This is a genomic window from Kribbella sp. NPDC054772 (genome assembly GCF_053611945.1).
The window spans coordinates 344,158-367,190 of the sequence record NZ_JBSHBJ010000003.1 but is presented as its reverse complement, the minus strand read 5'-3'; the positions used below and the strand labels follow the sequence as shown (position 1 = coordinate 367,190).

22 protein-coding genes are annotated in these 23,033 nt (G+C 68.2%); 7 read left to right on the top strand and 15 right to left on the bottom strand.

Features of this window, described 5'->3' with window-relative positions; all coding sequences use genetic code 11:
• The first annotated feature begins 11 nt into the window (after positions 1-11).
• Entirely contained in the window at positions 12-584 is a 573-nt protein-coding gene (locus ACWGID_RS07270; RefSeq protein WP_452195328.1) for a GNAT family N-acetyltransferase, read from the top strand.
• 51 nt (positions 585-635) lie between these two features.
• Here the strand turns inward: ACWGID_RS07270 and ACWGID_RS07265 are convergent, their stop codons facing one another.
• The 5 genes from ACWGID_RS07265 to ACWGID_RS07245 all read right to left on the bottom strand — a co-directional run bounded on the left by ACWGID_RS07265 (position 636) and on the right by ACWGID_RS07245 (position 4,841).
• The gene (locus ACWGID_RS07265; protein ID WP_452195326.1) at positions 636-1,862 is read right to left on the bottom strand and encodes an SGNH/GDSL hydrolase family protein; all 1,227 of its coding nucleotides are present in this window, start codon (positions 1,860-1,862) and stop codon (positions 636-638) included.
• A 139-nt stretch (positions 1,863-2,001) separates the two neighbouring features.
• On the bottom strand, positions 2,002-2,169 hold the full coding sequence (locus tag ACWGID_RS07260) for a hypothetical protein (RefSeq protein ID WP_452195325.1): 168 nt from the start codon (positions 2,167-2,169) through the stop codon (positions 2,002-2,004).
• Between the two features lie 20 nt (positions 2,170-2,189).
• Positions 2,190-3,209, bottom strand: coding sequence for a solute carrier family 23 protein (locus ACWGID_RS07255; RefSeq protein WP_452195324.1), 1,020 nt, complete (start codon positions 3,207-3,209; stop codon positions 2,190-2,192).
• 121 nt (positions 3,210-3,330) lie between these two features.
• Positions 3,331-4,464, bottom strand: coding sequence for a VanZ family protein (locus tag ACWGID_RS07250; protein ID WP_452195322.1), 1,134 nt, complete (start codon positions 4,462-4,464; stop codon positions 3,331-3,333).
• 56 nt (positions 4,465-4,520) lie between these two features.
• Entirely contained in the window at positions 4,521-4,841 is a 321-nt protein-coding gene (locus tag ACWGID_RS07245; protein WP_452195321.1) for an antibiotic biosynthesis monooxygenase family protein, read from the bottom strand.
• A gap of 146 nt (positions 4,842-4,987) precedes the next feature.
• Between ACWGID_RS07245 and ACWGID_RS07240 the strand changes: the two genes are divergently transcribed.
• Both ACWGID_RS07240 and ACWGID_RS07235 read left to right on the top strand, forming a co-directional pair.
• Complete coding sequence (locus ACWGID_RS07240) at positions 4,988-5,959, top strand: pyridoxal-phosphate dependent enzyme (RefSeq protein WP_452195319.1); 972 nt, start codon at positions 4,988-4,990, stop codon at positions 5,957-5,959.
• Positions 5,960-6,017: 58 nt separating this feature from the next.
• Positions 6,018-7,856, top strand: a complete 1,839-nt coding sequence (locus ACWGID_RS07235) for a heparinase II/III domain-containing protein (RefSeq protein ID WP_452195317.1) — start codon at positions 6,018-6,020, stop codon at positions 7,854-7,856.
• A gap of 186 nt (positions 7,857-8,042) precedes the next feature.
• On the opposite strand, the gene groL is transcribed toward ACWGID_RS07235, so the two are convergent.
• The 9 genes from groL to ACWGID_RS07190 form a co-directional block, all read right to left on the bottom strand.
• The gene (gene groL / locus ACWGID_RS07230) at positions 8,043-9,737 is read right to left on the bottom strand and encodes a chaperonin GroEL (RefSeq protein WP_452195315.1); all 1,695 of its coding nucleotides are present in this window, start codon (positions 9,735-9,737) and stop codon (positions 8,043-8,045) included.
• 18 nt (positions 9,738-9,755) lie between these two features.
• A complete protein-coding gene (locus ACWGID_RS07225) occupies positions 9,756-10,781 on the bottom strand; it encodes an NAD(P)-dependent alcohol dehydrogenase (protein ID WP_452195314.1) in 1,026 nt (341 codons plus the stop codon).
• The gene (locus tag ACWGID_RS07220) at positions 10,778-11,491 is read right to left on the bottom strand and encodes an iron-sulfur cluster assembly protein (RefSeq protein WP_452195313.1); all 714 of its coding nucleotides are present in this window, start codon (positions 11,489-11,491) and stop codon (positions 10,778-10,780) included. The genes ACWGID_RS07225 and ACWGID_RS07220 overlap by 4 nt, the downstream gene beginning before the upstream one ends.
• Positions 11,491-12,534: an amidohydrolase family protein gene (locus ACWGID_RS07215; protein WP_452195311.1), complete on the bottom strand. Its 1,044-nt coding sequence runs from the start codon at positions 12,532-12,534 to the stop codon at positions 11,491-11,493. Before ACWGID_RS07215 ends, ACWGID_RS07220 begins: the two co-directional genes overlap by 1 nt.
• A 44-nt stretch (positions 12,535-12,578) precedes the next feature.
• A complete protein-coding gene (mimD, locus tag ACWGID_RS07210) occupies positions 12,579-12,953 on the bottom strand; it encodes a propane 2-monooxygenase effector subunit MimD (protein ID WP_452195310.1) in 375 nt (124 codons plus the stop codon).
• A complete protein-coding gene (locus ACWGID_RS07205) occupies positions 12,950-14,140 on the bottom strand; it encodes a hypothetical protein (protein ID WP_452195308.1) in 1,191 nt (396 codons plus the stop codon). Before ACWGID_RS07205 ends, mimD begins: the two co-directional genes overlap by 4 nt.
• Entirely contained in the window at positions 14,137-15,201 is a 1,065-nt protein-coding gene (locus ACWGID_RS07200; protein ID WP_452195306.1) for an FAD-binding oxidoreductase, read from the bottom strand. Before ACWGID_RS07200 ends, ACWGID_RS07205 begins: the two co-directional genes overlap by 4 nt.
• Before the next feature lie 22 nt (positions 15,202-15,223).
• Positions 15,224-16,876 (bottom strand): hypothetical protein, encoded by a 1,653-nt coding sequence (locus tag ACWGID_RS07195; protein WP_452195304.1) that lies wholly within the window; start codon positions 16,874-16,876, stop codon positions 15,224-15,226.
• An 86-nt stretch (positions 16,877-16,962) separates the two neighbouring features.
• Complete coding sequence (locus tag ACWGID_RS07190) at positions 16,963-17,205, bottom strand: hypothetical protein (protein ID WP_452195302.1); 243 nt, start codon at positions 17,203-17,205, stop codon at positions 16,963-16,965.
• A 148-nt stretch (positions 17,206-17,353) separates the two neighbouring features.
• Here ACWGID_RS07190 and ACWGID_RS07185 point away from each other — a divergent pair, with 148 nt between their 5' ends.
• From ACWGID_RS07185 to ACWGID_RS07175, 3 genes are all read left to right on the top strand, one after another.
• The gene (locus tag ACWGID_RS07185) at positions 17,354-19,150 is read left to right on the top strand and encodes a sigma-54-dependent Fis family transcriptional regulator (protein WP_452195300.1); all 1,797 of its coding nucleotides are present in this window, start codon (positions 17,354-17,356) and stop codon (positions 19,148-19,150) included.
• 93 nt (positions 19,151-19,243) lie between these two features.
• Positions 19,244-20,461, top strand: a complete 1,218-nt coding sequence (locus ACWGID_RS07180; RefSeq protein WP_452195299.1) for an MFS transporter — start codon at positions 19,244-19,246, stop codon at positions 20,459-20,461.
• A 9-nt stretch (positions 20,462-20,470) separates the two neighbouring features.
• Positions 20,471-21,466, top strand: coding sequence for a hydroxyacid dehydrogenase (locus tag ACWGID_RS07175; RefSeq protein WP_452195297.1), 996 nt, complete (start codon positions 20,471-20,473; stop codon positions 21,464-21,466).
• On the opposite strand, the gene aroQ is transcribed toward ACWGID_RS07175, so the two are convergent.
• Entirely contained in the window at positions 21,467-22,066 is a 600-nt protein-coding gene (gene aroQ, locus ACWGID_RS07170) for a gamma subclass chorismate mutase AroQ (protein WP_452195295.1), read from the bottom strand.
• Between the two features lie 166 nt (positions 22,067-22,232).
• On the opposite strand from aroQ, the gene ACWGID_RS07165 reads away from it, so the two are divergent.
• Positions 22,233-22,907, top strand: coding sequence for a fasciclin domain-containing protein (locus ACWGID_RS07165; protein ID WP_452195293.1), 675 nt, complete (start codon positions 22,233-22,235; stop codon positions 22,905-22,907).
• The last annotated feature ends 126 nt before the right edge of the window (positions 22,908-23,033 follow it).

Genomic DNA, 23,033 nt, shown 5'->3' with positions numbered 1-23,033 from the left:
GATGACTCGACGTGAACGATTCCTATTCCGTGCGACCGCTGGACGAGCACACCTGGCCGGCGTTCGCCGCGTTGGTCGAGGCGAACAACGGCGTGTGGGGCGGCTGCTGGTGTGTGGGTTTCCACCTCAAGCTGAAGGATCGGACGCCGGCGCAGAACCGGGCCGAGAAGGAGCAGCGGGTGCGCGACGGCACGACTCACGCGGCGCTGGTGCTCGACGGTGAGCGGTGTCTGGGGTGGTGCCAGTTCGGGTCGCCGGACGAGCTGCCGGAGGTCAAGAGCCGGCGCCGTTACGAGAAGGAGCTCACCACGCTGCCGGACTGGCGGATCACCTGCTTCTTCACCGGGAAAGGCCTGCGCGGGAAGGGAGTCGCCGACGCGGCGCTGGGCGGTGCGCTCCTCGAGATCGGTCGCCTCGGTGGGGGTGTTGTCGAGGGCTATCCCGAGGAGACCGACGATCGCAAGGTGTCCGGGTCGTTCCTGCACACCGGTCCGATGGCCGCGTTCGAGAGGCACGGCTTCAGCCGGACCCGCCCGATCTCTCCGCACCGCTGGGTAGTCACGCGCACCGTCACACCGACCTGAATGGATTGGGGAGGATTACCGTCCCGAATCGGCCAATAATCCTCCCCGGAGTCAGCGTGGGTGGCGGATTGCGAGCGCTGACAGTTGCGTGAGGTCGATGGTTTCGCCCAGCTGGTGGTAGGCGGCGGCGTTCGGGTGCAGGTGGTCGCCGCTGTCGTAGGCGGGGAGCAGGTGGTCCGGCGCGGCCGGGTCGCGGACCACGGCGTCGAAGTCGACGACCGCGTCGAACGTGCCGGAGCTTCGGATCCACTCGTTGACGATCGCTCGCTGCGCCAGTGGGCCCGCGCCGCAGACGCCGTACCCGCCGCACGGTGTGATGGTGAGGCCAACGATCTTCAGGCCCGCCGCGTGCACCCGGTCGGCGATGGTCTTCAGCCCGGTGATCACGTCGGCGGCCGCGACGTTGGCGGCCGTCAGGTCGTTGATGCCTTCGGCAACCAGTACGAGGGACACGCCCGGCTGGTCGAGTACATCGGCGTCGAGACGATGCTGCGCACTGACACCGAAGTACGGCGGTTGGCGGTCGATCGTCACCTCGTTGCCGCCGATCCCCGAGTTCGCCACGGCCTCGAGGTGCCCGGGCGGACCGGCGGCGATCCGGGCGAACAATGCGTCACTCCACCGGGCGTTCGAGTTGTCCGCCGTACCCGTGCCGTCGGTGATCGAGTCGCCGAGCGCCACGATCGTCCCGACATGCGGCGCGGCGATCACGTCGACCCCGTCCACGAAGAGCCAGGACGTCGTGTTGCCGGTGAACGCAGTACCGCCGGCGTCGGCGGCGTGATTCCCGGCGGCCAGGTACGACGTGGTGTGCGCGGCGTTGTGATACGTCGCCGGCCCGGTCGCGGTCGCGCTGTACAGACTCACCGCCAGGGCTTCGCGCTGCCCGACGGACAACTGCACCGGATCGCTGGCCACGTCGCCACCGACCGGGATCGTCACCGACGACGCCCCCGCGAAGGTGAGCGGGGTGACCTCGGCGGCGCTCGATCCGTCCGCCTTGCCGAGCGTTGCCGCGTCGAAGGTGACCGGTCGCGTGCCGTACCGGTTCGTGAGTCGCACCCGCAGCGTCGAGCCACCGACGCTGGGGTACACGACGTTGCGAATCGTCTGATCGGTCAGCCCGTTGTGCGACAGCCCCGAGCCCATCGCCGCAGTCGGACTGGCCGTCCAGGTCGCCGTCCAGTGCTGTCCCAACCCCGGCCGGCTCTCGGCTGCCGCCGCGGCTGGCAGCGCGAGCAGCACACACAACCCGCCGGCAACCGCCCGCCGAACCACTCCACGAAAGCAACGCACACAAACCTCCGAGGCTCGAGACCGAGCCCGACCTTCTCCCCAGAGCACGCACAGCAGCAAGCGCCGTCACGCGCACCAGAGCCCAACGGCCGGTTCCGTGCTGCGAACGGTCACAGAGCTGCTAGGCGATCGTGGTGATGCGGACGTTGTGCGGCATGCCCGCGAGCATCATCACCGCCAGCCAGAACACGGCCCACGGCATCGGCGGCGCCGTACGACGAACCGCGGGAGCGACCGCAGGCCTCGCAGCTACCGGTGATCCCCTGAGACGCTTGCGCTTTCTTCCCACCGCAGGAAGCTACTGGGCTGTCAGGCCTCCGTGCCAGGCAGGGCCGTACCGCGTTCGTCGGGCGCGGCCGCGAACACCGACGGCTTCGATCTGACCAGCGCCCGCCACTGGTTGAAGAACAGATTCAGCAGTACCGCGGTAACCGCCGCGGCACTGATCCCCGAGTCGAGGACGACGCCGACGCCGGACGGGAACTCGTCCCAGAAGTGCGGCCGGACGATCGAGACCAGGCCCATCGCCAGCGATACCGCGACGACGACCAGGTTGAGGTTGTCGCCGTACTCGACCCGCGACAGCGTCCGGATCCCACTCGCAGCAACCGAACCGAACAACACGACGACCGCGCCGCCGAGCACCGGTGCCGGGATGGCGGCGACGACCCGGCCGAACAGCGGCACCAGCCCGAGCATCACCAGGACGCCGCCACCGACCGCGACCGTGAAGCGGGACGTGATCCCGGTGATCGCGACCAGCCCGACGTTCTGCGCGAACGCACTGGCCGGGAACGCACCGAAGACCGGGGCGACGGTGCTCGACACCATGTCGGCGCGCAGCCCGTTGGCGACCCGCTTGTGGTCGACCGGGGTCTCCACGATCTGCCCGATCGCGATGATGTCGGCCATCGTCTCGGTCATGATCACCAGCACCACGACGGTCATCGCCACGATCGCGCCGGCGTCGAAGACCGGCATACCGAGACCGAAGACCGGTGGGAACGACACGACCTCTCCGTGGCCGACCGCGGAGAAGTCGGCCTTGCCCCACGGGATCGCGATCAGGGTGCCGGCGACCATGCCGATCAGGATCGACAGCCGGGACACGAAGCCCTGGAAGACCCGGCTGATCACCAGGACGATCAGCAGCGTGATGACGGCGAGCGCGATGTTGCTGGGGTCACCGTAGGTCTTGGACCCGACGCCACCGAGCGCCCAGTCGAAACTGACCGGCAGCAGCGACACCCCGATGACGGTGATGATCGTCCCGGTCACCTCCTCGGGGCGGGCCGCAGCAGGCGTGGTGGAGGCCAGGTCTTCTGCCATGCTTTTCCGCCTTCCGGAAAGAAGATTCCGAACAGCGACAGAGTGGCACAGCGTTTCAGCAACGTCAACGGTTTGTTGAAGACGAAGTTTGTAGTTGCCCAGCGCAACAGAAAGCGACTGGTCAGGTCGAGCGGGTCGGCTCCGTCAGCGGCTCGGTGGGGCTGACCGTCGTCCGGTCGTCGATCAGTTGCAGCCCGCTGACCAGGCCGGACAGGCCGGGGTGCGTCTTCGGTCGCCAGGCGAAGACGATCGAGGCGACCTGCAAGAGACCACCGAGCCCGTCGAACGCCTCGACGTACGTCGCCAGTCCGGAGAACAGGTAGTAGCCGAAGGTCCCGGTGAGCAGCGCGAGCAGCATCCGCCGACCGGCCGGCCAGCCGTTTGGAGCGACCCGCCGAAGCCGGACCGACAGCTGACCGATCGTCGCCTGTCGCCGACTGAGCGCCGGGAGCGCGAGCAGTACGACGGCCGGCAACCACGTCGTCAGCACCATCAGCAGGAAGCGTCCGCCCGCCGAATCGTTCAGCCAGACGTCGTACGCCGTGTTCGCGATCAGGTTCGCGAGCACGCCCAGCGCGCCACCGAACGCGGTCACCGACACGAAGTCGATCAGCATTCCGAGCCACCGGCGGCGCGTCGTCACCGGACGCGGAGTATCCACGCCGACCCCGGTCCGCGGCCGGTCGAACAGCCGGAGTGCGGGCGCGAGCAGTACGCCGATCGCCGTACCCACGGTGTTGGTGAGCAGATCGTCGACGTCGAACAGGCGGTACGGGCAGTCGAAGAGGAACCAGTTGCCGGTCAACTGAGTGGTCTCGATCAGGAGTGAGACGCCGAAGCCGGCCAGCACGATGAGCACCGGGTTGCGTCGGGTGTAGGGCCGCAGGTAGGCGCCGAGGGGGACGAACAGGAAGACGTTGAAAACCGCCTGCTGTACGGCGGGATTCAGCAGCAGCCCGCCGGCGCCGCGCGCTCGTTCCCTCGCGACATCGTGGACGAACTGGAACGGGTTCAACTGCGGGTGCGTGAGCGCCTTGTGCGCCGCGCACCAGGCGTCGTCGATCGTCGGCACCGGGAACAGCACATAGGCCACCAAGGCCAGCCCGTAGACCAGCGACCCGAAGGCCAGCAGCATCGCGCCGAACCCGAGCTCACCACGTCGCCGATAACTGCGATACACGAACGGCGTCAGCAACAAGAACGCCAGGAACACACCACCAACCACAGCCAGCACCGCCGGCAACACCCGCTCCACGCAGGAACCCTAGCGCGTCAATCACTCCCAGTGACGACAGGAACACACTGCGGAGCTCAGGATTCGCCGTCAGCCGGTGGCGCGACCTCGAAGTGGGTGACCGTCTCCTCGCGGTCGAGCAGATACGCGTCGTCCTCCGGGTAGTACTTCGCCCGCTCGATGTCAGCGCCCGCGAAGGCGCGAATGTGCTCGAGATCGGTCCACCAGCTCAGCGTGACGATCTCGGTCCGCCCGTCCCCGAGATCCCGGGTGAGCAGTTGCGCGCCGTGGTTCCCCGGCGTTCGGCGGTAGCCCGCCATCCCGGTGCGCTCGACGATGTCGGCGTACTCCACGGCTTTCTCGGTCGGCACCGAGCCCCTCCACATGCGTGCGATCATCTGCCCAACGTACTCCGGGCGGCGTTGATCTTTGGGCGCATGACGAGCTGCGAGGCGCGATGAAACGGCTGTGGGCGACGAATGCTGGCGCGGGTTCGTGGGTCGCTGCGGCACGCGGGCAGAGTGCGGCCGAGTTTCACCGGAGCATGCCTGGTTACGCGCCGACGCCGTTGGTCGAGCTGCCTGCGCTGGCTGACGGGTTGGGGCTTGGCAGGGTGTGGGTGAAGGACGAGTCGCACCGGTTCGGGCTGCCGGCGTTCAAGGTGCTCGGCGCTTCCTGGGCGGTGAGCCGGGCGATCGGTGCGCGGACTTTCGCCGAGCTGGCCGACCGGGTTGCGGGGAGCGGGCTGACGTTGGTCACAGCGACGGACGGCAATCACGGCCGAGCGCTCGCGCACATGGCTCGGCTCCTTGGACTGCGGTCCCGCATCTACGTACCCGCTGGTCTGCCGGAGAGTACGGTGCAAGCGATCCGCGATGAAGGAGCATCGGTACTCGACACCGATCGCGACTACGACGCGGCCGTGCGGATCGCGGCGGCGAGCATTCGGGATGGCGAATTGCTGATCCAGGACACGGCCTGGGACGGCTACGAGGAAGTGCCACGCTCGATCGTCGCCGGCTACTCCACCCTCTTCACCGAGATCGACGAACAGCACCCGGGCGAGCCCGATCTCGTCGTCGTCCCGACCGGCGTCGGCTCGCTACTGCAGTCCGCCATCGAGCACTACCGGTCGCCAGGACGAAGCCGCCGTACGACGATCCTCGCGGTCGAACCGATGACGGCGGCCTGCGTCACCGCGTCACTCCACGCGGGCCAGCCGACCGCCGTCGACGCGTCGGCGCCGACGATCATGGCCGGCCTCAACTGCGGCACGATCTCGTCAACCGCCTGGCCCGCCATCCAGCACGGCCTCGACGCCGCCATCGCAGTCACCGACGCCGAAGCCACCGCCGCCCAACACACGTTGCACAGTCACGGCATCCACGCAGGCCCGTGCGGAGCCGCCGCCCTAGCCGGCCTCCAGGCCGCCACCCAACTCCAGCTCCCCGCATCCACAAGCGCCGTACTCATCAGCACCGAAGGCACCGCCGCAAACCAAGCAGGTCTCCACTGACGTCCCGTCATGCGAACACCCACGACTGGCCGCCCTACCGTCGATAGGGTGGAAATCGATGGCTCACACAGTGCGTGATCTGCTGCCCGAATCCCTTCTCACCGAAGCGCTCGCGACTGTCGATTTCGCGGGTGTTTCGCCGGATATCGACGACCGGCCGGCGTGGGACGCCGTACCCGCCCAGGACCGTACGGCGCTGCTCGCCGACGCCGAGGAGCAGCTCGCCAGGTCGTGGCCGGTGGTACTGGCGAGTGACTACGCCCGGTTCCATCGCGAGGGTGATCGCGAGCGGTACGAGACGGCGTACTTCGAGCGGCGGCGACGGATCGTGACCAGCACGCTGGCGGCGCTGCTGACCGGCGAGTCGCGGTGGGTGGCCGACGTGGTGGACGGCATCTGGCTGGTCTGCGACGAGGCGACCTGGACGGTGCCGGCACATGCGAGTTCGGCGAGAGGCCGCAACGAGGCGCTGCCGCGACCCACGGATCGCGACCTCGATCTGTTCTGTGCCGAGACCGGCGGGCTGCTCGCGTGGGTCGACCATCTGCTGGGTCCGGCGCTGGACGCGTCCACCCGGATCCGCATCGGCACCGAGGTCGACCGCCGCGTGCTCACCCCGTTCCTCGAGGTCCGCGACTGGCACTGGCTCACCGAGTTCACCAACAACTGGAACCCGTGGATCCACTCCAACCTGACGATCTGCGCACTGCTGCTCGAGCGTGATCCGGTACGCCGGGCCGCGGTCGTGTCACTCGTCGTCGAAGGCCTGGACCGCTTCCTCGACTCGTACCCCGACGACGGCGGCTGCGACGAGGGAGCGTCGTACTGGACGCGGGCCGGCGGCGCGGTCGCGGACAACCTGGTGATGCTGTACGACGCGACCGCGGGGAAGCTGGACGGTTTCGGTCATCCCAAGCTGCGGCCGATCACGTCGTACCTGCCGGCGATGCACATCCAGGACCGGTGGTACGTCAACTTCGCGGACTGTCCCGCCCAGCTGGCCGATCCGTCGGTCGCCTACCCACTCTACCGGCTCGGCGTGCACACCGACGAGCCCGCCGCCCGTCGGCACGCCCGGGCGGTCAAGCGTCGTGACGACCCGCTCGTGGCGCGGATCCCCTCGATGCTGCGGGTGATCGGCACGCTGCTCGAGGAGGGTCTGCGTACCGACGAAGAGAGCGCGGAGCCGACGCGGGACGCCTGGCTGCCGGACACCGAAGTACTGGTCGCGCGCTCGAAGGGCCTGCTGGTCGCGCTGAAGGGCGGGCACAACGCCGAGTCGCACAACCATAACGACGTCGGTTCGCTGATCATCGCCGTCGACGGCGTACCCCGGGTCATCGATCTCGGTGTCGGCACCTACACCCGGCAGACGTTCTCGGAGGATCGCTACCAGATCTTCACGATGCAGAGCGACTACCACAACCTGCCGCAGATCAACGGGTTCGCGCAGCCGCCCGGTCGGGAGTTCCGCGCGGCCGGGATGTCGGCCGAGCTCGACGACGCCTCGGCACGGTGTCAGGTCGAACTGGCGAGCGCCTACCCGGCCGACGCAGGCATTCGCTCCTGGCGTCGAGAGCTCGTGATGGACCGCCCAGGCGAGCGGATCGAGCTGACCGACACCTGGGAGCTGGAGGACACCCCGCGATCGTTGCTCTGGCACCTCATCATCAACGGTCCGGTCACCCTGGAAGACGGACTCGTCCGGCTCGCCGGCGACCGCGCGTTGACGATCTCCTACGACACCGAGCAGCTGGCGCTCACCGCGGAGCCACTCCCCCTCCCCGATCCCAAGCTGAGCACCATCTGGGGCGAGGAAGTCACCCGCCTGGTCATCACCGCTCAGCCATCCCTCCTGACACCCACCGGCCGCACCGCCGTCACGTTTGGCATCTGAGGCAGGACCACGCCCTCGCTGGCACCGTAGTGCCCGCGGTCCCGCCTGGTGAACGGGGCCGATGGCAACCGTGCCGGGAGGACGTGGTCCTGCCATTGGTGTGACCCCGCCGGGTACGGACGGGGTCACACTCAAAGTCTACTGATCAGATAGACATTGCAGTTGTTGTCTCATCGCGCGAGACGGTCACCCAACGGACGGCCCGAGGCCGAGCGACTGCGGCGTACTGGAGTCGGGCGACGGCTGGTGCAGGCCTTCGTCCAAGGCGCCGTACTCCGTCATCAAGGACGGACTGCCACCCCAGGGGGTCTGCTCCTCGGCGATCAGGGTGTTCGTGGTGAGCAGCAGGCCGGCGACCGACGCGCCGTTCTGCAGTGCCGATCGGGCGACCCGGAGCGGGTCGATGATGCCCATGGCAAGCATATTGCCGTACTGCCCCGCGAGCGCGTCGAAGCCGTCGTCGACGTCCATCTTCGAGGTCCGCTCCAGCACCTCCGCACCGGAGTACCCCGCATTCGCCGCGATCAGGTACGCCGGTTCGCGCAGCGACCGCCGGACGATCTCGACACCGGCCTGGTAGTCACCCTGGACATCCAGACCGTCGAGCGCCGTCGCGGCGTGCAGGAGGGCCATGCCGCCACCGGCGACGATCCCCTCCGCCATCGCGGCCCTGGTCGCCGACAACGCGTCCTCGACCCGGTGCTGCAGCTCCTTCAGCTCCGCCGGGGTCGGTGCGCCGACGTGGATCACCGCGACCTTGCCCGACAACGCGCCGATCCGCTCGGTCAGGACGTCCTCGTCCACCCCGAACGTCGCGCGCTCGAGTTCGGCTCGCAGCTGCGCGATCCGGAACGCGACGTCCTTGTCGTGACCCGTACCGGCCACGATCGCGGTCCGGTCGGCGTTCACCCGGACCTGGTCCGCCCGGCCCAACTGCTCGAGCGTCATCGTCTCGAGGCTGAAGCCCGAGTGCCGGCTGTACACGGCTCCCCCGGTGATCGCCGCGATGTCCTCCAGCTTGTGCAGCCGCCGGTCGCCGAAGCCGGGTGCCTTCACCGCGACACACTGGAACAGGCCGTTGACGTGGTTGTGCACCAGCATGCTGAGCGCCGTACCCTCGAGGCTCTCGGCGATGATCACCAGCGGCCGCGGCGCGCGCATGATCTTGTCCAGCAGCGGCATCACCTCCTGGACCTTGGTAATCTTCTCGCTGCACAACAGGATGTACGGGTCGTCCAGCACCGCCTGCAGGCTGCCCGGATCGGTCACCATGTACGGCGACAGGTAGCCGTTGTCGAACTCGAACCCCTCGACGAAGTCCACCCCCATGCCGTTGCTCGACGACTCCTCCACCGTCACGATCCCGCCATCACCGACGGTGTGCAGCGCCTTCGCGATCACCGCGCCGACCATGTCGTCGTCGTTCGCGGAGATCGCCGCGACCCGCGCGTAATCCTGCTCGGTGATCACCGGGTGCGCGACCTCCCGCAGCCGGTCGACCAGTTTCGCGACGGCCAGGTCGATCCCGCGTTTCACCAGCACCGGGTTTCCGCCCGCACCGATCGCGGTCATCCCCTCGCGGATGATCGCCTGGGCCAGCACGGTCGCGGTCGTCGTACCGTCGCCGACGATGTCGTTGGTCTTGATCGCGGCTTCCTTGACCAGCTGGGCGCCCATGTTCTCGAACTGGTTCTTCAGATGGATCTCCCGGGCAATCGTCACGCCGTCGTTGGTGACGACGGGCGACCCGGTGATCTTCTCCAGGATCACGTTGCGGCCCTTCGGGCCGAGGGTCGACTTCACGGCGTCTGCCAGCTGGTCGACACCGGCCAGCAGCAGGTCGCGAGCAGTCTCACCGAATCGCAGTTCCTTGGCCATCAAAACCCTCCGGAAATGGTCTTACGGAACGAGGATCGCGCGGCCACGGACCCGGCCGGCGTCGAGATCGGCGACCGCTTCGACGGCCGCGTCGAGCGGGTAGGTCCGGGTGTGCAGCGTGACCTTGCCGGCCTGCGCGAGCGCCATCAGCTCGGCCAGCTCGTTGAACGTGCCGACGATGTTGCCGACGATGTTCCGCTCGGTCGAGATGATGTCCAGGGTCGGGATCTGCACCACGCCGCCGTACCCGATGACGAAGTAGGACCCGGCCCGGCCGGTCATCGCGAAGCCGTCGTTCTCCGCGCCCTGCTCGGCGACGAAGTCCAGCACGACGTGCGCGCCGGCACCGTCGGTCAGCTCCAGCACCTTCTCCACCTGTTTGCCGTCAGCAACAACCGTCTGGTCCGCACCGAGCTGCTCGGCCAGCTTCAGCGCGTCCGGGTTGCGGTCGACGACGATGATCCGGGCCGCGGTCAGCGCCGCCAGGCACTGGACGCCGATGTGCCCGAGCCCGCCCGCGCCGATCACCACGCAGGTCGTCCCCGGTGGCAGCAACGGGATCGCCTTGCGCACCGCGTGGTACGCCGTGATTCCGGCGTCGGCCAATGCGGCCACGTCCTGCGGCCGCGTACTCGGGTCCAGCTTCACGCAGGCACGCGCGGAAGTGAGGAGATACTCCGCCATTCCCCCGTCGCTGTCGAGCCCCGGGAACGTGCTGTTCTCGCAGTGCATGTCGTCCCCGGCGCGACAGGCGTGACACAGCCCGCAGGTCGGCGTCGGGTGCAGGATCACCGTGTCGCCGACCTGCACGTTGGTGACCGCGGAGCCGACCTCGTGCACCCAGCCGGCGTTCTCGTGGCCGATCGTGTAGGGCAGCGTCGGGTGCATCGCCGCGTCCCACTGCCCCTCGATGATGTGCAGATCGGTGCGGCACACACCGGCACCGCCGATCTTGACGACGACGTCCAACGGGCCGCTGACGACCGGTTCCGGTACGTCGTCGACCACTGGTTGCTGGTGGTACCCGTGCAGTCGAACGGCCTTCATCCCTGCTCCTCCTCGCCCGCACCGGACTCGGTGTACCGGTGCTTCAGCATTCCTCTGCAGATACCGGTGTTGGCCTCGATCCCGGTCCGGGTCAGCCGGGCCAGCCCGAGGTGCCGCGCCGCCGCGGCCGCGGCGATCGGCGCGCCGGTGCCGACGTCGACGAGCAGCGCCGCGTCCGGGCCGATCGGCAGCCCGATCTCGGCCCGCCGCCGGAGCAGCCGGTCCAGCTCGGCCGACGACGGCACATCGGCGATCGTCAGCCGCGCGACCTGTTCCGGATCCATGCCAGAAGCAACAAAAGGCCGGCAGACCTGATCGGTCCCGGCCAGTACCGCCTTCGCGACGAACGTCCGGCGCAGCTCGTCGAGCTCCGCCGCCGCCTCGCCGTCGAACGAGGCGACGAAACCCGCCCGCGCCGCGACTCCGGCATTGATCTGCGCGGCTGCGAAGTGATCCTCCAGCGCGACGTCGACGCCGCGCACGGCGGGGAGCGCGGCCACCACGTCGTACGCGTCGGCGACCATCAGGAACGCGAAGTTCGGCGCACAGAAGTACGTCGGCAGCCGGAGCCGGACGACCACGTCACCGGCGGCCGACACCACGCAGGTGGACACGAAACCCAGCGTCGTGATCGGCTCGTCGAGCTCCGGGTCCCGGACCGCACCCAGTGCGTCCAGGACCCGGTCCCGCTCGGTCGCTACCGCCGTCATCAGGACGCGACCAGCTTCGAGTCGTCCTGCGCGGCCGGCGTCGCCTCCTTCAGTTGGAGCTCTTCGGGCACCTTGAGGTCGTAGAGCTTCGCGGCGTTCAGCCCGAGGATCTTCTTCTTGCCCTCGACGCCGAGCCGCGGGTAGTCCGCGAACTCCGGCTGGTCGGGCATCTCCCAGTCGACGAAGCCCTCGACCTGCCACTTCGGCTCCCAGATGCCGTAGTCGCTGCCGAAGGTCATCTTGTCCTCGCCGACCCAGAACAGCAGCTCGCCCATCACCTTGGCGAAGAACTGCGGCCGCGCGTGCATCAGACCGCCGATCACGACCGACAGACCGGCGTACACGTTGGGTTCCTGGGTGGCCATGAAGCAGAAGTCCTCGATCCGCGGCAGGCCGACGTGCTCGACGATGAAGTTGAGCTCCGGGAAGTCGGTCGCGGCGTGGTCGACGTCGGAGACGTCGAACGCGTCCTTGTCCAGCGGCCAGATCGTCGGGCCCTTGTGGACGTGGATGTTCTTGATCCCGAGCTCCTGCGCCTTCTCCAGATAGCGGTACGCCGCGGTGTCGGTGAGCTTGTAGCCCCTCGACCCCGCGTTCCACTCGGCGGTGTAGAGCTTGACGCCCTTGCAGCCGTACCGCTCGACGTTGTGCGCGAGCTCCTCCAGCCCGACGTCACCGTCACGCGGGTCGAAGCGGGTGTTGAGGACGAACATCCCGGGGTGTTTCTCGCCCAGGTTCGCGTTCTGCTCGGTCGTGTTGAAGCCTTCCTTGTACCACTCCTTCAGGTACGTCGGCTGGAAGATCGCGACGTCCACGTGACCGTCCTCGAAGACGTCCTTCATCAGGTCGTCCTCGCTGTAGCGCATGAACTTCTCGATCGGCCAGTGCGTGTTCTGCGGAGCCAGGCTCATGTACGCGTGGAAGCACTCGATCCACCCCTTCGCGTACTGTTCCTGCCCCGGCACCCAGTTGTCGGGTGCCGCGTTCCAGAAATGCATGTGGCTGTCGACCACGAAGTACTTCTCACCGTTCTTCTCGTACACGAGAACCCCCTTGTTTCAGCCGGATGGTGTCAGCCGGATGTACGTCAGCTGGATGCGGTCAGATCGAACCCGATGTACTCGGCGGCGTCCTCGGGGTTGGCGAACAGGATGGTCCGGTCGTCGAGGTGCACCATCCGCCCGTAGTGGGTGGACATGTTCTCCTCGAACTCGGCCTGGTCGAAGTAGCCGGGCTCCTCACCGAGGGCCTCGGAGATCTCGTCGTAGACGACCTCCATCTTGCCGACCGCGTCGACCCGGATCATCGAGGGAAGGTGCGTCACGGTGACGTTGTCCTTGCTGTCCATCACCTCGGCGACCACTGCGCCGACCTGGTTGTTCATCAGCGTGAAGCCGGCCTTGTTGGACGCGGTGCTGTCGGACTTGAACGGGCTCTCGTGGACTGCCTTGAGCGTAGTCACAGTGCCAACTCCTTCGGGTCCTCGAGGCCCAGCGAGGCGAGGATTCCGCTGAACCGGCTCTTCGCGCGATCGAGGCCGTCCTCGAACCGCGGCGGTTTGGCGTCCGGCTGCGACCACAACGGCTGCATCGTCCGGGCCGCGGCGAGCGCCTTCGCGGTCCAGGACCCCAGCCAGTCCGCCAGGATCGCCTTGTTGTGCTCCTCGAACTCCCGGTCGTTCGTGAGCAGCTCGAACATCGCGGTGGTGTAGCGCAGATCGCGCTCGGCAAAGTCGTACTCCGCCGCGCCGACCACCGTCGGGGTGACGAAGTCGCCGTTACGCGGCGACGCCTGCTGTACCAGCTGGCTGCGGAACAGCTCGCCGACGAGCGGCTCGAAGACGACGTTCGCGGCGAAGATCGCCTCGCACCAGTCGTCGATCGCGGTCAGCTCCTCGGCGACCTCGCGGACGCCCTGCCAGACCGGATCAGAGTTCCACGTCGCCAGGTGCGCGCTGCCGTCGAACCCCTCGATCTCCTCGGAGAGCGTGAGGTTGTACAGCGCGAGGTCCTGGGCGGCCCGGATCCGGTGCATGCTGTTCACCGAGATCGCGTTGTTGTGCATGTTGGTCGGTGCGCGCCGGTTGGCGTTCGCGAACAGGTACAGGCCGAGTCCGTGGTCGACGTGCATCCAGGCGCCGATGTGGTGCTCGACGAAGCGAACCCAGTTCGTGTTCCACTGCTCGAAGGCCTTGGACTGCCGGGCCGCCTCGACATTCTGGGTGACCTGGCGGACGACGTTGGAGTTGTAGCGGTAGAGCGTGAGCTCCCACTCCTCGTTCGGGTCCCGGAACTCGTGCCAGCCGGTCGCCGGCCACTCCTTCACAACCAGCCCGCCGGTTCCCGGGCCCCGCTGCGGTTCGGGCTTGTCCGAACCCCAGGCCTTCAGCGCGGTCCAGTCCAGCGGGTACCCGCCGCGGCCGTCCGCGAAGCCGTACAGCCACCCCTGGGTGAGGTAGTGCCGCGGATCCGGCTGGACGTCGACCGTGACGTCCTCGTAGTGGCTCTGCTTGCGCTTCTGCGGCTTGTAGTAGTTGTAACGCCGCAAGTTCGAGTCGGGGAACTCACGGGCGCCCGCCTCGGCGTCGGTGAAGACCGGCTTCGGAACGCTGCGTTCGACCTTGATCGGTTGGTCTTCTGTGGTCGTCATCGGCTCTCTGCCTCCAGCACCTTCGAGTCACCGGCGTCGCCGGTCGTGGTGAACTTGTCGTAGTAGATGTGCTTCGTCGCGACACCGAGGCGTTCGAGCAGCGGGATCGCCGCCTCGACCATCGGCGGCGGTCCGCACACGTACGCGTCGGCTCCGGACAGGTCCGGCTCGAGCCGCCGGACCACGTCGGTGATCAGCCCGCTCTCGCCGCCCCACTCCGCCCCCGGCGAATCGGACAGCGCGGGCACGTACCGGAACCGCGGCAGCCGCTGCTCCAGCTCGTGCAGCTCGTCGGAGAAACACAGGTCGAGCTCCGTCCGGGATCCGTAGTAGAACGTCGTCGGCCGGTCGATCCCGCGCTCGGCCATCGACCGCAGCAGCGCCAGGATCGGCGCCATCCCGGCGCCGCCACCGACGAAGACCAGCCGGGCGTCCGGGTTGTCCCGGAGGGTGAACACCCCGAACGGCCCGGTCAGGTCCAGGCGGTCGCCGACCTGGAGCCGTCGGTCCAGGAATTCCGAGAACAGACCGCCCGGGTACACCTTGATCACGAACTCCAGCTGCCCAATCTCCCGGCTGGACGTGTTCGCCATCGAGAACGACCGGCTGGCGGCCTCGCCGGTGCCGGCGCCCGGGACGGTGATGTCGACGTACTGGCCGGGAAAGAACTTCAGCTCGCCGGGCCCGGCGAGCTTCAGCACCAGGTGCCGGAGGTCGTGCGTCACCGGGGTGATCGCGACGACCTCGGCGGTGCGTTCCTGGATCGGCAGCCCGGAGCGGATCATCTCCTCGTCGTAGTTGAGCAGCTCGATCGTGAGGTCCTCGAAGGCGTGCGCCCGGCAGAGCAGGGTGTAGCCCTCGTCCAGTTCGTACTCCGGCAGCGCGAAGGTCGAGTACCGGTCGAGGTCGATGTCCTCACCGTCGAGGACGAACGACTTGCAGGACGCGCACTGTCCCTCCTTGCAGCCGTGCATCAGCATCACGCCCTGCTCGGCCGCGGCGCGGAGAATCGTCTGGTCCTCGTCGACCTCGATCTCGATGCCGACGGGCTCGAACCTCACGACGTGCTTGTCTCCCATGGGATCAGGTGTCGGCAGGAGCGAAGCGTCCGGCCGGGCCGCCCTTGACGTAGCGCGCCGCGAAGGCGGTCCGCTCGTCGTCGGACATCTCGTTCAGCAGTACGTTCGGGCTCGCCAGCGGCGGGCACTTGCGCAGGTGGTCGAGGGTCCACATCTTGCTCGGGTCCAGGTCGAGGTGCGGCTGCGCGACCATGGTCTTGCCGTCGTCGCGGACGAAGCCCATGTCCGAGACCACGTCGGCCCAGTTCCAGCCGTGGTACAGGGTCTCCCACTCGCGGTGGCCGATCAGCTTGCCCATGTTCGGCGTGTTCCGGCCCATGTACGTCGGGCGGAACGCGGTCTCGTCGGTCCACTTGCACATCTCGTGGCAGTACGTCCGCCACTGGCCGTCGACCTTCGCCATCACCATGTCCTCACGGACCAGACACGGCACCATGCACGTCCAGCAGCGGTGCGGGTACTCGTAGTCCACGTCCTCGAAGACGATCGGCTTGTGCCCGTTCGGCCTCGACAGCCGGTTGTAGTTCTCCCACCAGGCGCCGTACTTGTCGTACCAGCCCGGGTACTTGTACTCGAACCACTCGAAGTCCTTGTCGGTCATCGGGTCGATCCGCCAGTAGTTGGCGAGCCAGCCGGTGGCGAAGAACTGCGCGACCTCGTGCACGTAGCCCTTGTTCCAGATCTGGTTCCACGCCTCCTCGATCAGGTCGTGCGGGATCTCCAGGCCGTACTTCTCCAGCGGCACCAGGTAGCTGCGGTAATAGTCGTCGTAGATCCACCGGCGCCACATCTCGGCGTACGACTCGCGATCCTTGCGGCGGTCCTTCGTGCCGTACTCGATGAAGGTGCCGATCGCGGCGTCGACGACGCGGTGGTTGTTCCACCACGCGTAGCGCAGGTCGCGGGCCAGCAGCTGGTGGTTGTCCTCGTCGGACAGCGCCATCAGCAGCGTGGCGTACCCGTTGCTGATGTGCCGGGACTCGTCGGACTGCACGGAGTGGAAGACCGTCGGCAGCAGGTAGTCGCCGTTCGCGGCGGCCTCGGCGGGCATCGCGACGAACAGCGTGTTGGTGAACGCGGTCTCGGCCACGATCGTCAGGTAGATGCTGGCCGCGGTGATCGCGTCACCGGTGATGAACCCCTCGGCGAACTGCCGGCCGATGGTGCCGCAGTAGTCGCTCTGGAAGTCCCGCAGGCTGGAGTTGAAGCCCGCCGGGTCGATGTAGTTGTTCATGTACAGGCGTTTGAGGTTCTGCTGGATCGTCGAGTGCCTGACCTCGTCGATCATCTGAATGGCCTGCCCGTTGTGCAGTTCGGGGTTCGGCACGGTGCGGAACAGCAGCGGCATCGCCCGCGCGGCGGAGATCTCCGGCAGCGGGATGATGCTCAGGAACAGCTTCTGCCACTCCAGCCAGCGTTCCTGCACCTGGCGGAACATGTTGCCGCGGATCGCGCCGTCGGAGGCGCCGTAGACCCGGTGGTCCTTCTCCTCCTGCATCGGGAAGTACGACCGCAGCACCTGCTTCAGCGGGTCCTTCTTCTGTGCCTTACGGAACGTGTAGTCCGTTCCGTACTGGGATACCGGCTCGTGATACGCCGGTTCCCATGACAATTCCTGGATCTTCTGGTGGGCCTTAGCCACGCTCTGGCGACTCATGGCACTCCTCCCGCTCATGTGGCCGGCTTTGTTCTTGCAGTACATCGCCGTCACGAGTGGGCTGAGGTCTCAAATTGAGATGCCGGTCACGGCTCCTCGAAGAAGGCCTCCCGGAGTTCTGCGAGGCGTGCTTCGGTCTGTTCGGCCAGTCGTTGGTCACCCTGCGGATCGGGCCGGATACCCAAGCAGCGCAGGAGTTCCGCGGCCGGCTCGCCCGGGTGCCCGGTCGCGCCGAGGACGGGATGCAGGCCGGCGTCGGTCAGGTGCTCGAAGACGAAATGAACGACTGTCCAAGGGTTGTACGACTCTTCGGGCTGCGAATCAGTCATCGAAACCTCCTCCCCGCATCACAAACCCACCGCGCCCGGATGGTTGTCTCATTCTGAGACGGTGCTTGCGCGGCCGGCTGCACTACTCTCGAAGGGAACCGGGTGGGGTCCCGTGGTTCGCGGCACCCGCCTGGCAGGGGGAGGGCCCGTGGACGAACTCGCACCGTCACTGGAGGACAACCGGCGGACTGCCTCGGCCCGGTTGAACTTCCTGACCCTCGATCCGGTCAAGCCGCAGGACGTGCGGCCGCCGATCCTCGCCTCGTGGGCGCGATCGCGGCGCTGGAACCTGCCCGCCGACCGGATCACGCTGCCGTACGTCGCGGATCCGGATCTGGACGTCCCGCTGACCCGCAGCGCGAGCGGGGTGTTGCGGCAACTGCACGAGAACCTCGACGGTCAGCCGATCAGCGTGATCCTCACAGACCGCACGGGTCTGGTCCTGCAGCGCCTCACAGCGGACGCTCAGCTGGCCCGGCACCTCGACAAGGTCTTCCTGGCGCCGGGATTCAGCTATGCCGAGCAGTTCGCCGGCACCAACGGCATCGGGACCGCGCTCGAGGGTGGCGGGCCGATGCACGTGTTCGGTCACGAGCACTACGCCGAGGATCTCGAGGACCTGGCGTGTGCCGGCGTACCGATCAAGCATCCGGTGAACGGCAAGACGGTCGGCGCGATCGACCTGACGTGCTGGCGCAAGGACGCGGGCTCGCTGCTGATGGCGCTGGCGAAGACGACGGCCGCGAATATCCGCGCCGCGTTGCTGAAGGACAGCTCCGCGCGCGAGCTCTCGCTGCTGGAGGCGTACCTGCAGAGCTCGCGCCGCCTCGGTGACATGGTGCTCGCGATCGACGACGACCTGCTGTTGATGAACGCGCAGGCGCGGCAGTTGCTCGATGCCGCGGACCAGCGCGCTGTGCTCGATCAGGCGGCCGTGATTCTCGCCCGCGGGACGACCGAGTCGGTGACGACCGAGCTGCCCACCGGCGCGCGGGTGCGCATCATGTGCCGGCCGGTCACCGGTGGCCCGGGCGCCGGGATCATCCAGGTCAGCCCGCATTCATCCGCCACCGGCCTCAGTACGCCGGCCTCGGGGCATCGTCCGCCACCGCGTCCGGTCCTGCCGGGTCTGGTCGGCCGAAGCGCGCCGTGGCTGGTCAGCGGCCGTGAGGTCGACAACGCCTGCCGTGCCGGCCAATGGGTGGTGCTGACCGGCGAGCGGGGCGTCGGCAAGGTCGCGCTCGCACGCGCCGCACACCAGCAGAACAACCCAGCAGGGCTGTTCCACATCGTCGACGCCGCACGGCTGGGCGCCGGTTTCGCCGCCGAACTCGTGGCAGAGCTGGCCGACGACTCTGTGCAGGCGCTGGTGATCCGGCACGTCGAGTGCCTCGACAAGGGCGGCGTCGTGGCCACACTCGAGGCCTTGTACGACGTCCTCGAGCACCGCCCCGCCGACCCGCCGTGGATCGCTGTCACCCTCACCGCCGACGACACCGAACCGCCGGATCTCGGTGAGCTGCTCTCGCTCTTCCCGCTGACGATCGAGGTACCGCCGCTGCGCCACCACATCGAGGACGTCCGTGAGCTGGTGCCGCAGTTCCTGAACCAGTTGAGCCACGGCGACCTGGCCTGCGCGCCGGACACCATGCAGCAGTTGCTCCGGTCCGCGTGGCCGGGAAACACCGCGGAGTTGCGCCAGGTCCTGAAGCAGGTCGTCGCACGCCGCCGGCGTACCGGGGTGATGACCCCCGCGGACCTGCCGGCCCGGGCGCAGGCGATCAGCCGGCGCAGCCTGAGCCAGCTGGAGGCGCTCGAACGGGACGCGATCATCCGCAGCCTGGTCGCCAACGACGGCCACAAGGGCCGCGCCGCCAAGTCACTCGGGATGTCCCGCGCAACCATCTACCGCAAGATCCACGACTACGGAATCCAGCCTCCGTAAAGCTGATCGGAGCTGCACCTCGGTTCGCTACTTTCGACATATTTGATCAATTTGCCCTTGCCGCGGGCGCGTCGCTCGGGGTGAGATGGGCGAATGACGCAGACGCACGCCGCTGGGGCGGTGGAGGGCGGGAGTTTCTCCTATCGCCCGTTGATCTGGCTGGCCGTCGCGACGTTCTCGATGGGGATCGACGGCTACGTACTGGCCGGGCTGCTTCCCCAGATCGCCGGCGACCTCGACGTCACCGCGGCCGCCGCCGGGCAACTGATGTCGGTGTTCGCGTTCACCGCGGCGCTGGCCGGCCCCGTGCTCGGCACCCTGACCTCCCGGTGGGAGCGCCGGACGACGATCGCGCTCGCACTGAGCGTGTTCGTGCTCGGCAACCTGGTGGTGGGGATCGCCACCAACTACCCGATCGCGCTCAGCGGCCGGGTCATCGCCGCGCTTGGCGGCAGCCTGTTGAACGCGGCCGTCACCGGGTACGTGATCGCACTGACGCCGGTCGAGCACCACGGGAAGGCGCTGTCGTTCGTGCTCGGTGGCTGGATGACGGCGACCGCGCTCGGCGTACCGGTCGGTCTGCTGCTCGGACAGTCGAGCTGGCGGTTCCCGATGATCCTGGTCGCGGTGGTCGGCACGATCGCGCTGATCGGCATCCTGCTCGGACTACCCCGGCTGCACCTGGCCGGCGGGACGCTCGTCGAACGGCTCCGGCCACTCGGCCAGCCGCGGCTCGTCGCCGGGCTGTTCGTCACCACCGGCATCCTGTGCAGCAGCTACGCCTGCTTCACCTACGCGACGCTGATCCTCGGGCCGCACTTCCACGCCGACTGGGCGATCATCGTGATCATGTTCGGGTACGGCGTCGCGAGTATGGCCGGCAATGCGGTGACCGGACGGCTGGTCGACAAGTTCAGCGCGATCCGGGTGCTGACGATCGTCCTGATCGGGCTGCTGCTGAACGCGGTGCTCGGCATGATCGCGTTGATGCTCGCCCCGGCCGTGGTGGCTGCCGTGTGGGGCCTGGTCTGGTTCTTCAGCGCCGGGGTCGGGAACGGCGGTGCCGCCGTACCGCAGCAGGCGCGGCTGGCGTCGCTCGCACCGGACTCGGCGGCGATCGTGATGGCGCTGAACGGCAGCGCGATCTCGCTCGGATCGGCGCTCGGCAGCGGGCTCGGCGGTGTCGCCCTGACCGCGGGCTCATCGGCCAACGGACTGCTCGGCGTCTCGGCCACCGTCCTGGCGATCACCGTCGGGCTGCACCTACTCGTCGTCCGCGCGTCCCGGCCCGCCGATCGGCTCGTTCGTTAGGATTCGGTCATGACCGAAAAGCTGCGCATTGTGCTCGCCGCGACGCCCGTCTTCCGTGAGATGGTGTTCGCGCCGTCGAGTGTGGCGCGCCTGGAGGCGCTCGGGGAGGTCGTCGTTCTGGACGATCCGCGGGACGCCGAGGCGTTGACGGCGGCACTGCCCGGGACCGACGTACTGATCACGTCGTGGGGTGCGGCCCCGCTGACGGCCGCGGTGCTGGATCACGCGGACCGGCTGCGGCTGATCGCCCACAGCGCGTCGTCGGTGAAGCACTTCGTGACCGACGAGATGTTCCGGCGCGATATCCGGATCACGCAGGCGGGGCAGGCGATGGCGCGCCCGGTGGCCGAGGTGTCGCTGGCGTTCACGCTGAGCATGCTGCACCGCATCCACCGGTTCGACCACGCGATGCACCGTGGCGCCTGGCGCGAGGAGGAACCGCCGCAGCACGGTCTCCCGGCGTCGCGGATCGGGGTGGTCGGGGCGTCCCGGACCGGGCTCGAGTACATCAAGATGCTGGTCGCGCTGGGAGCGGAGGTCGTCGTCCACGACCCCTACCTCACCGATGAACGCGCCGCCGAACTCGGCGTCGACCGGCTCCCCCTGGACGACCTGCTCCGCACCAGCCGGGTCGTCGCGCTGCACGCACCCACTCTCCCGGAGACCCATCACCTGATCGGTGCCCGGGAGCTCGCGCTGATGGCCGACGGTACGTCGCTCGTCAACACCGCGCGGTCCTGGCTCGTCGACACCGCTGCCCTACTGGCCGAGCTGAAGTCCGGCCGGCTTGACGCCGCGCTGGATGTCTTCGACGAGGAGCCGCTGCCGGCCGACAGCCCGTTCCGTTCGCTGCCGAACGTCCTGCTGATGCCCCACCAGGCCGCCGCGACCGTCGAGTGCTACCTCGAGATGGGCACCATCACCGCCGCCGAGATCGAGCACTACGCGGCCGGACGGCCCCTCGAGCACGAGCTGACCGAGGCCGCGCTCGCCCGCATGGGCTGATCAGCAGACGGTCGTCGACGCCGTACGGACGGCCTGGCGGTGCAACTGGTCGAGGTGGTGCCGGATGTCCGCCGACGTGGTCGAGACGAACAGGCTGATCGTGCACCGCGGACCCGTCTGGCGGAGGTGGTCGACACGGACCAGCTCGGCGAGGAGCTGCGCGGTGAGAGCGTCGAGCTTCTCGCGGATCACAGTGAGGTCGGGACCGGTGGTCGGCGCCTTGTCCGGGTGAGCGGCCCAGTAGGCGAGCAGACCGCGCTGGACGACCTTGCTGGCGTCGATCTGGGCCTGGAAGAACTGCGCGGTCGACTCCGGATCGATCCCGAGCTGTACGGCGGACTGGCGCACCGACTCCAGGATCTGCTGCTCGCGCACCGGATCGTCGACCGGCTTCCCACTGAAGTACTTCGAGGCCGCCACGTCGTCACCGATCACGATCCGCTGGATCATCAACTCGGTCAGCCCGTCGAACGTGGACACTCGCGCCGCCGGCGCCGCGACCTCCACGGGAACCGGCGCGGCCTCGGCCGGTAGGACGAACAGCGCGGACGCGCCGACAGTCCCGGCCGCGATGGTTGCGGTGATCAACTTCCGAAGCACGTGGTCCACCCTCTCCCCTGACAACTCCTGGACGGCACGCGACTGTACGCCGCAACGGGTGCACGAACGCTCACTCCCAGAAATCAATCCCGTTCCGGACCCATCCGGTCGCCGGCCCGCGCCGAAGTACCCGTGTCCGCACCTCCTCCGGGAAAGAGATCACGTCATGTCCAAGCACCTCACCCGCGCCGGTCTCGCCGCCACCGCACTGGCTCTCGCACTGACCGCATCCGCCTGTGGTGGCAGCGACAACAACAGCTCGAGCGGATCCTCCAGTACGTCGGCCAGCAGCTCCCCGTCGATGAGTTCACCGTCCGCGAGCGAGTCCTCGATGGACCCGGCCGCCTCGGGGATGGTCGGACCGGGCTGCGCCGACTACGCGAAGGCGAACCCGTCCGGCGCCGGCTCCATCGACGGCATGGCCGCTGCCCCGGTCGCCACCGCCGCCTCCGGCAACCCGCTACTGAAGACGCTCGTCGCGGCCGTGTCCGGCAAGCTCAACCCGAAGGTCAACCTGGTCCCCACCCTGAACGGCGGCGAATTCACCGTCTTCGCGCCCGTCGACGCCGCGTTCGCGAAGGTCCCCGCGGCCACCGTCGCCACGCTGAAGACCAACGACGCCCTGCTGACCAAGGTCCTCACCTACCACGTGGTCGCCGGCCAGCTCGACCCGACCGCCGTGGTCGGCAAGCACGCAACAGTCGAGAAGCAGCAGGTCACCGTCACCGGTTCCGGCGACGCTCTCAAGGTCAACGGCGCCAACGTGATCTGCGGCGGCGTGAAGACGGCGAACGCTACGGTGTACCTCATCGACTCCGTTCTGATGCCTCCGGCAAGCTGACCGTGAACGAACCCACTGCGCTTCCCTGGCCCGGGGGGGGGGCGCACCCGGAGCGCCCCGGCGGGGGGGGCGCGCGAGGGGGGGGGGGTGGGGCCGGGGGTGGGGCCCGCCGCAGGGAGCCCGATC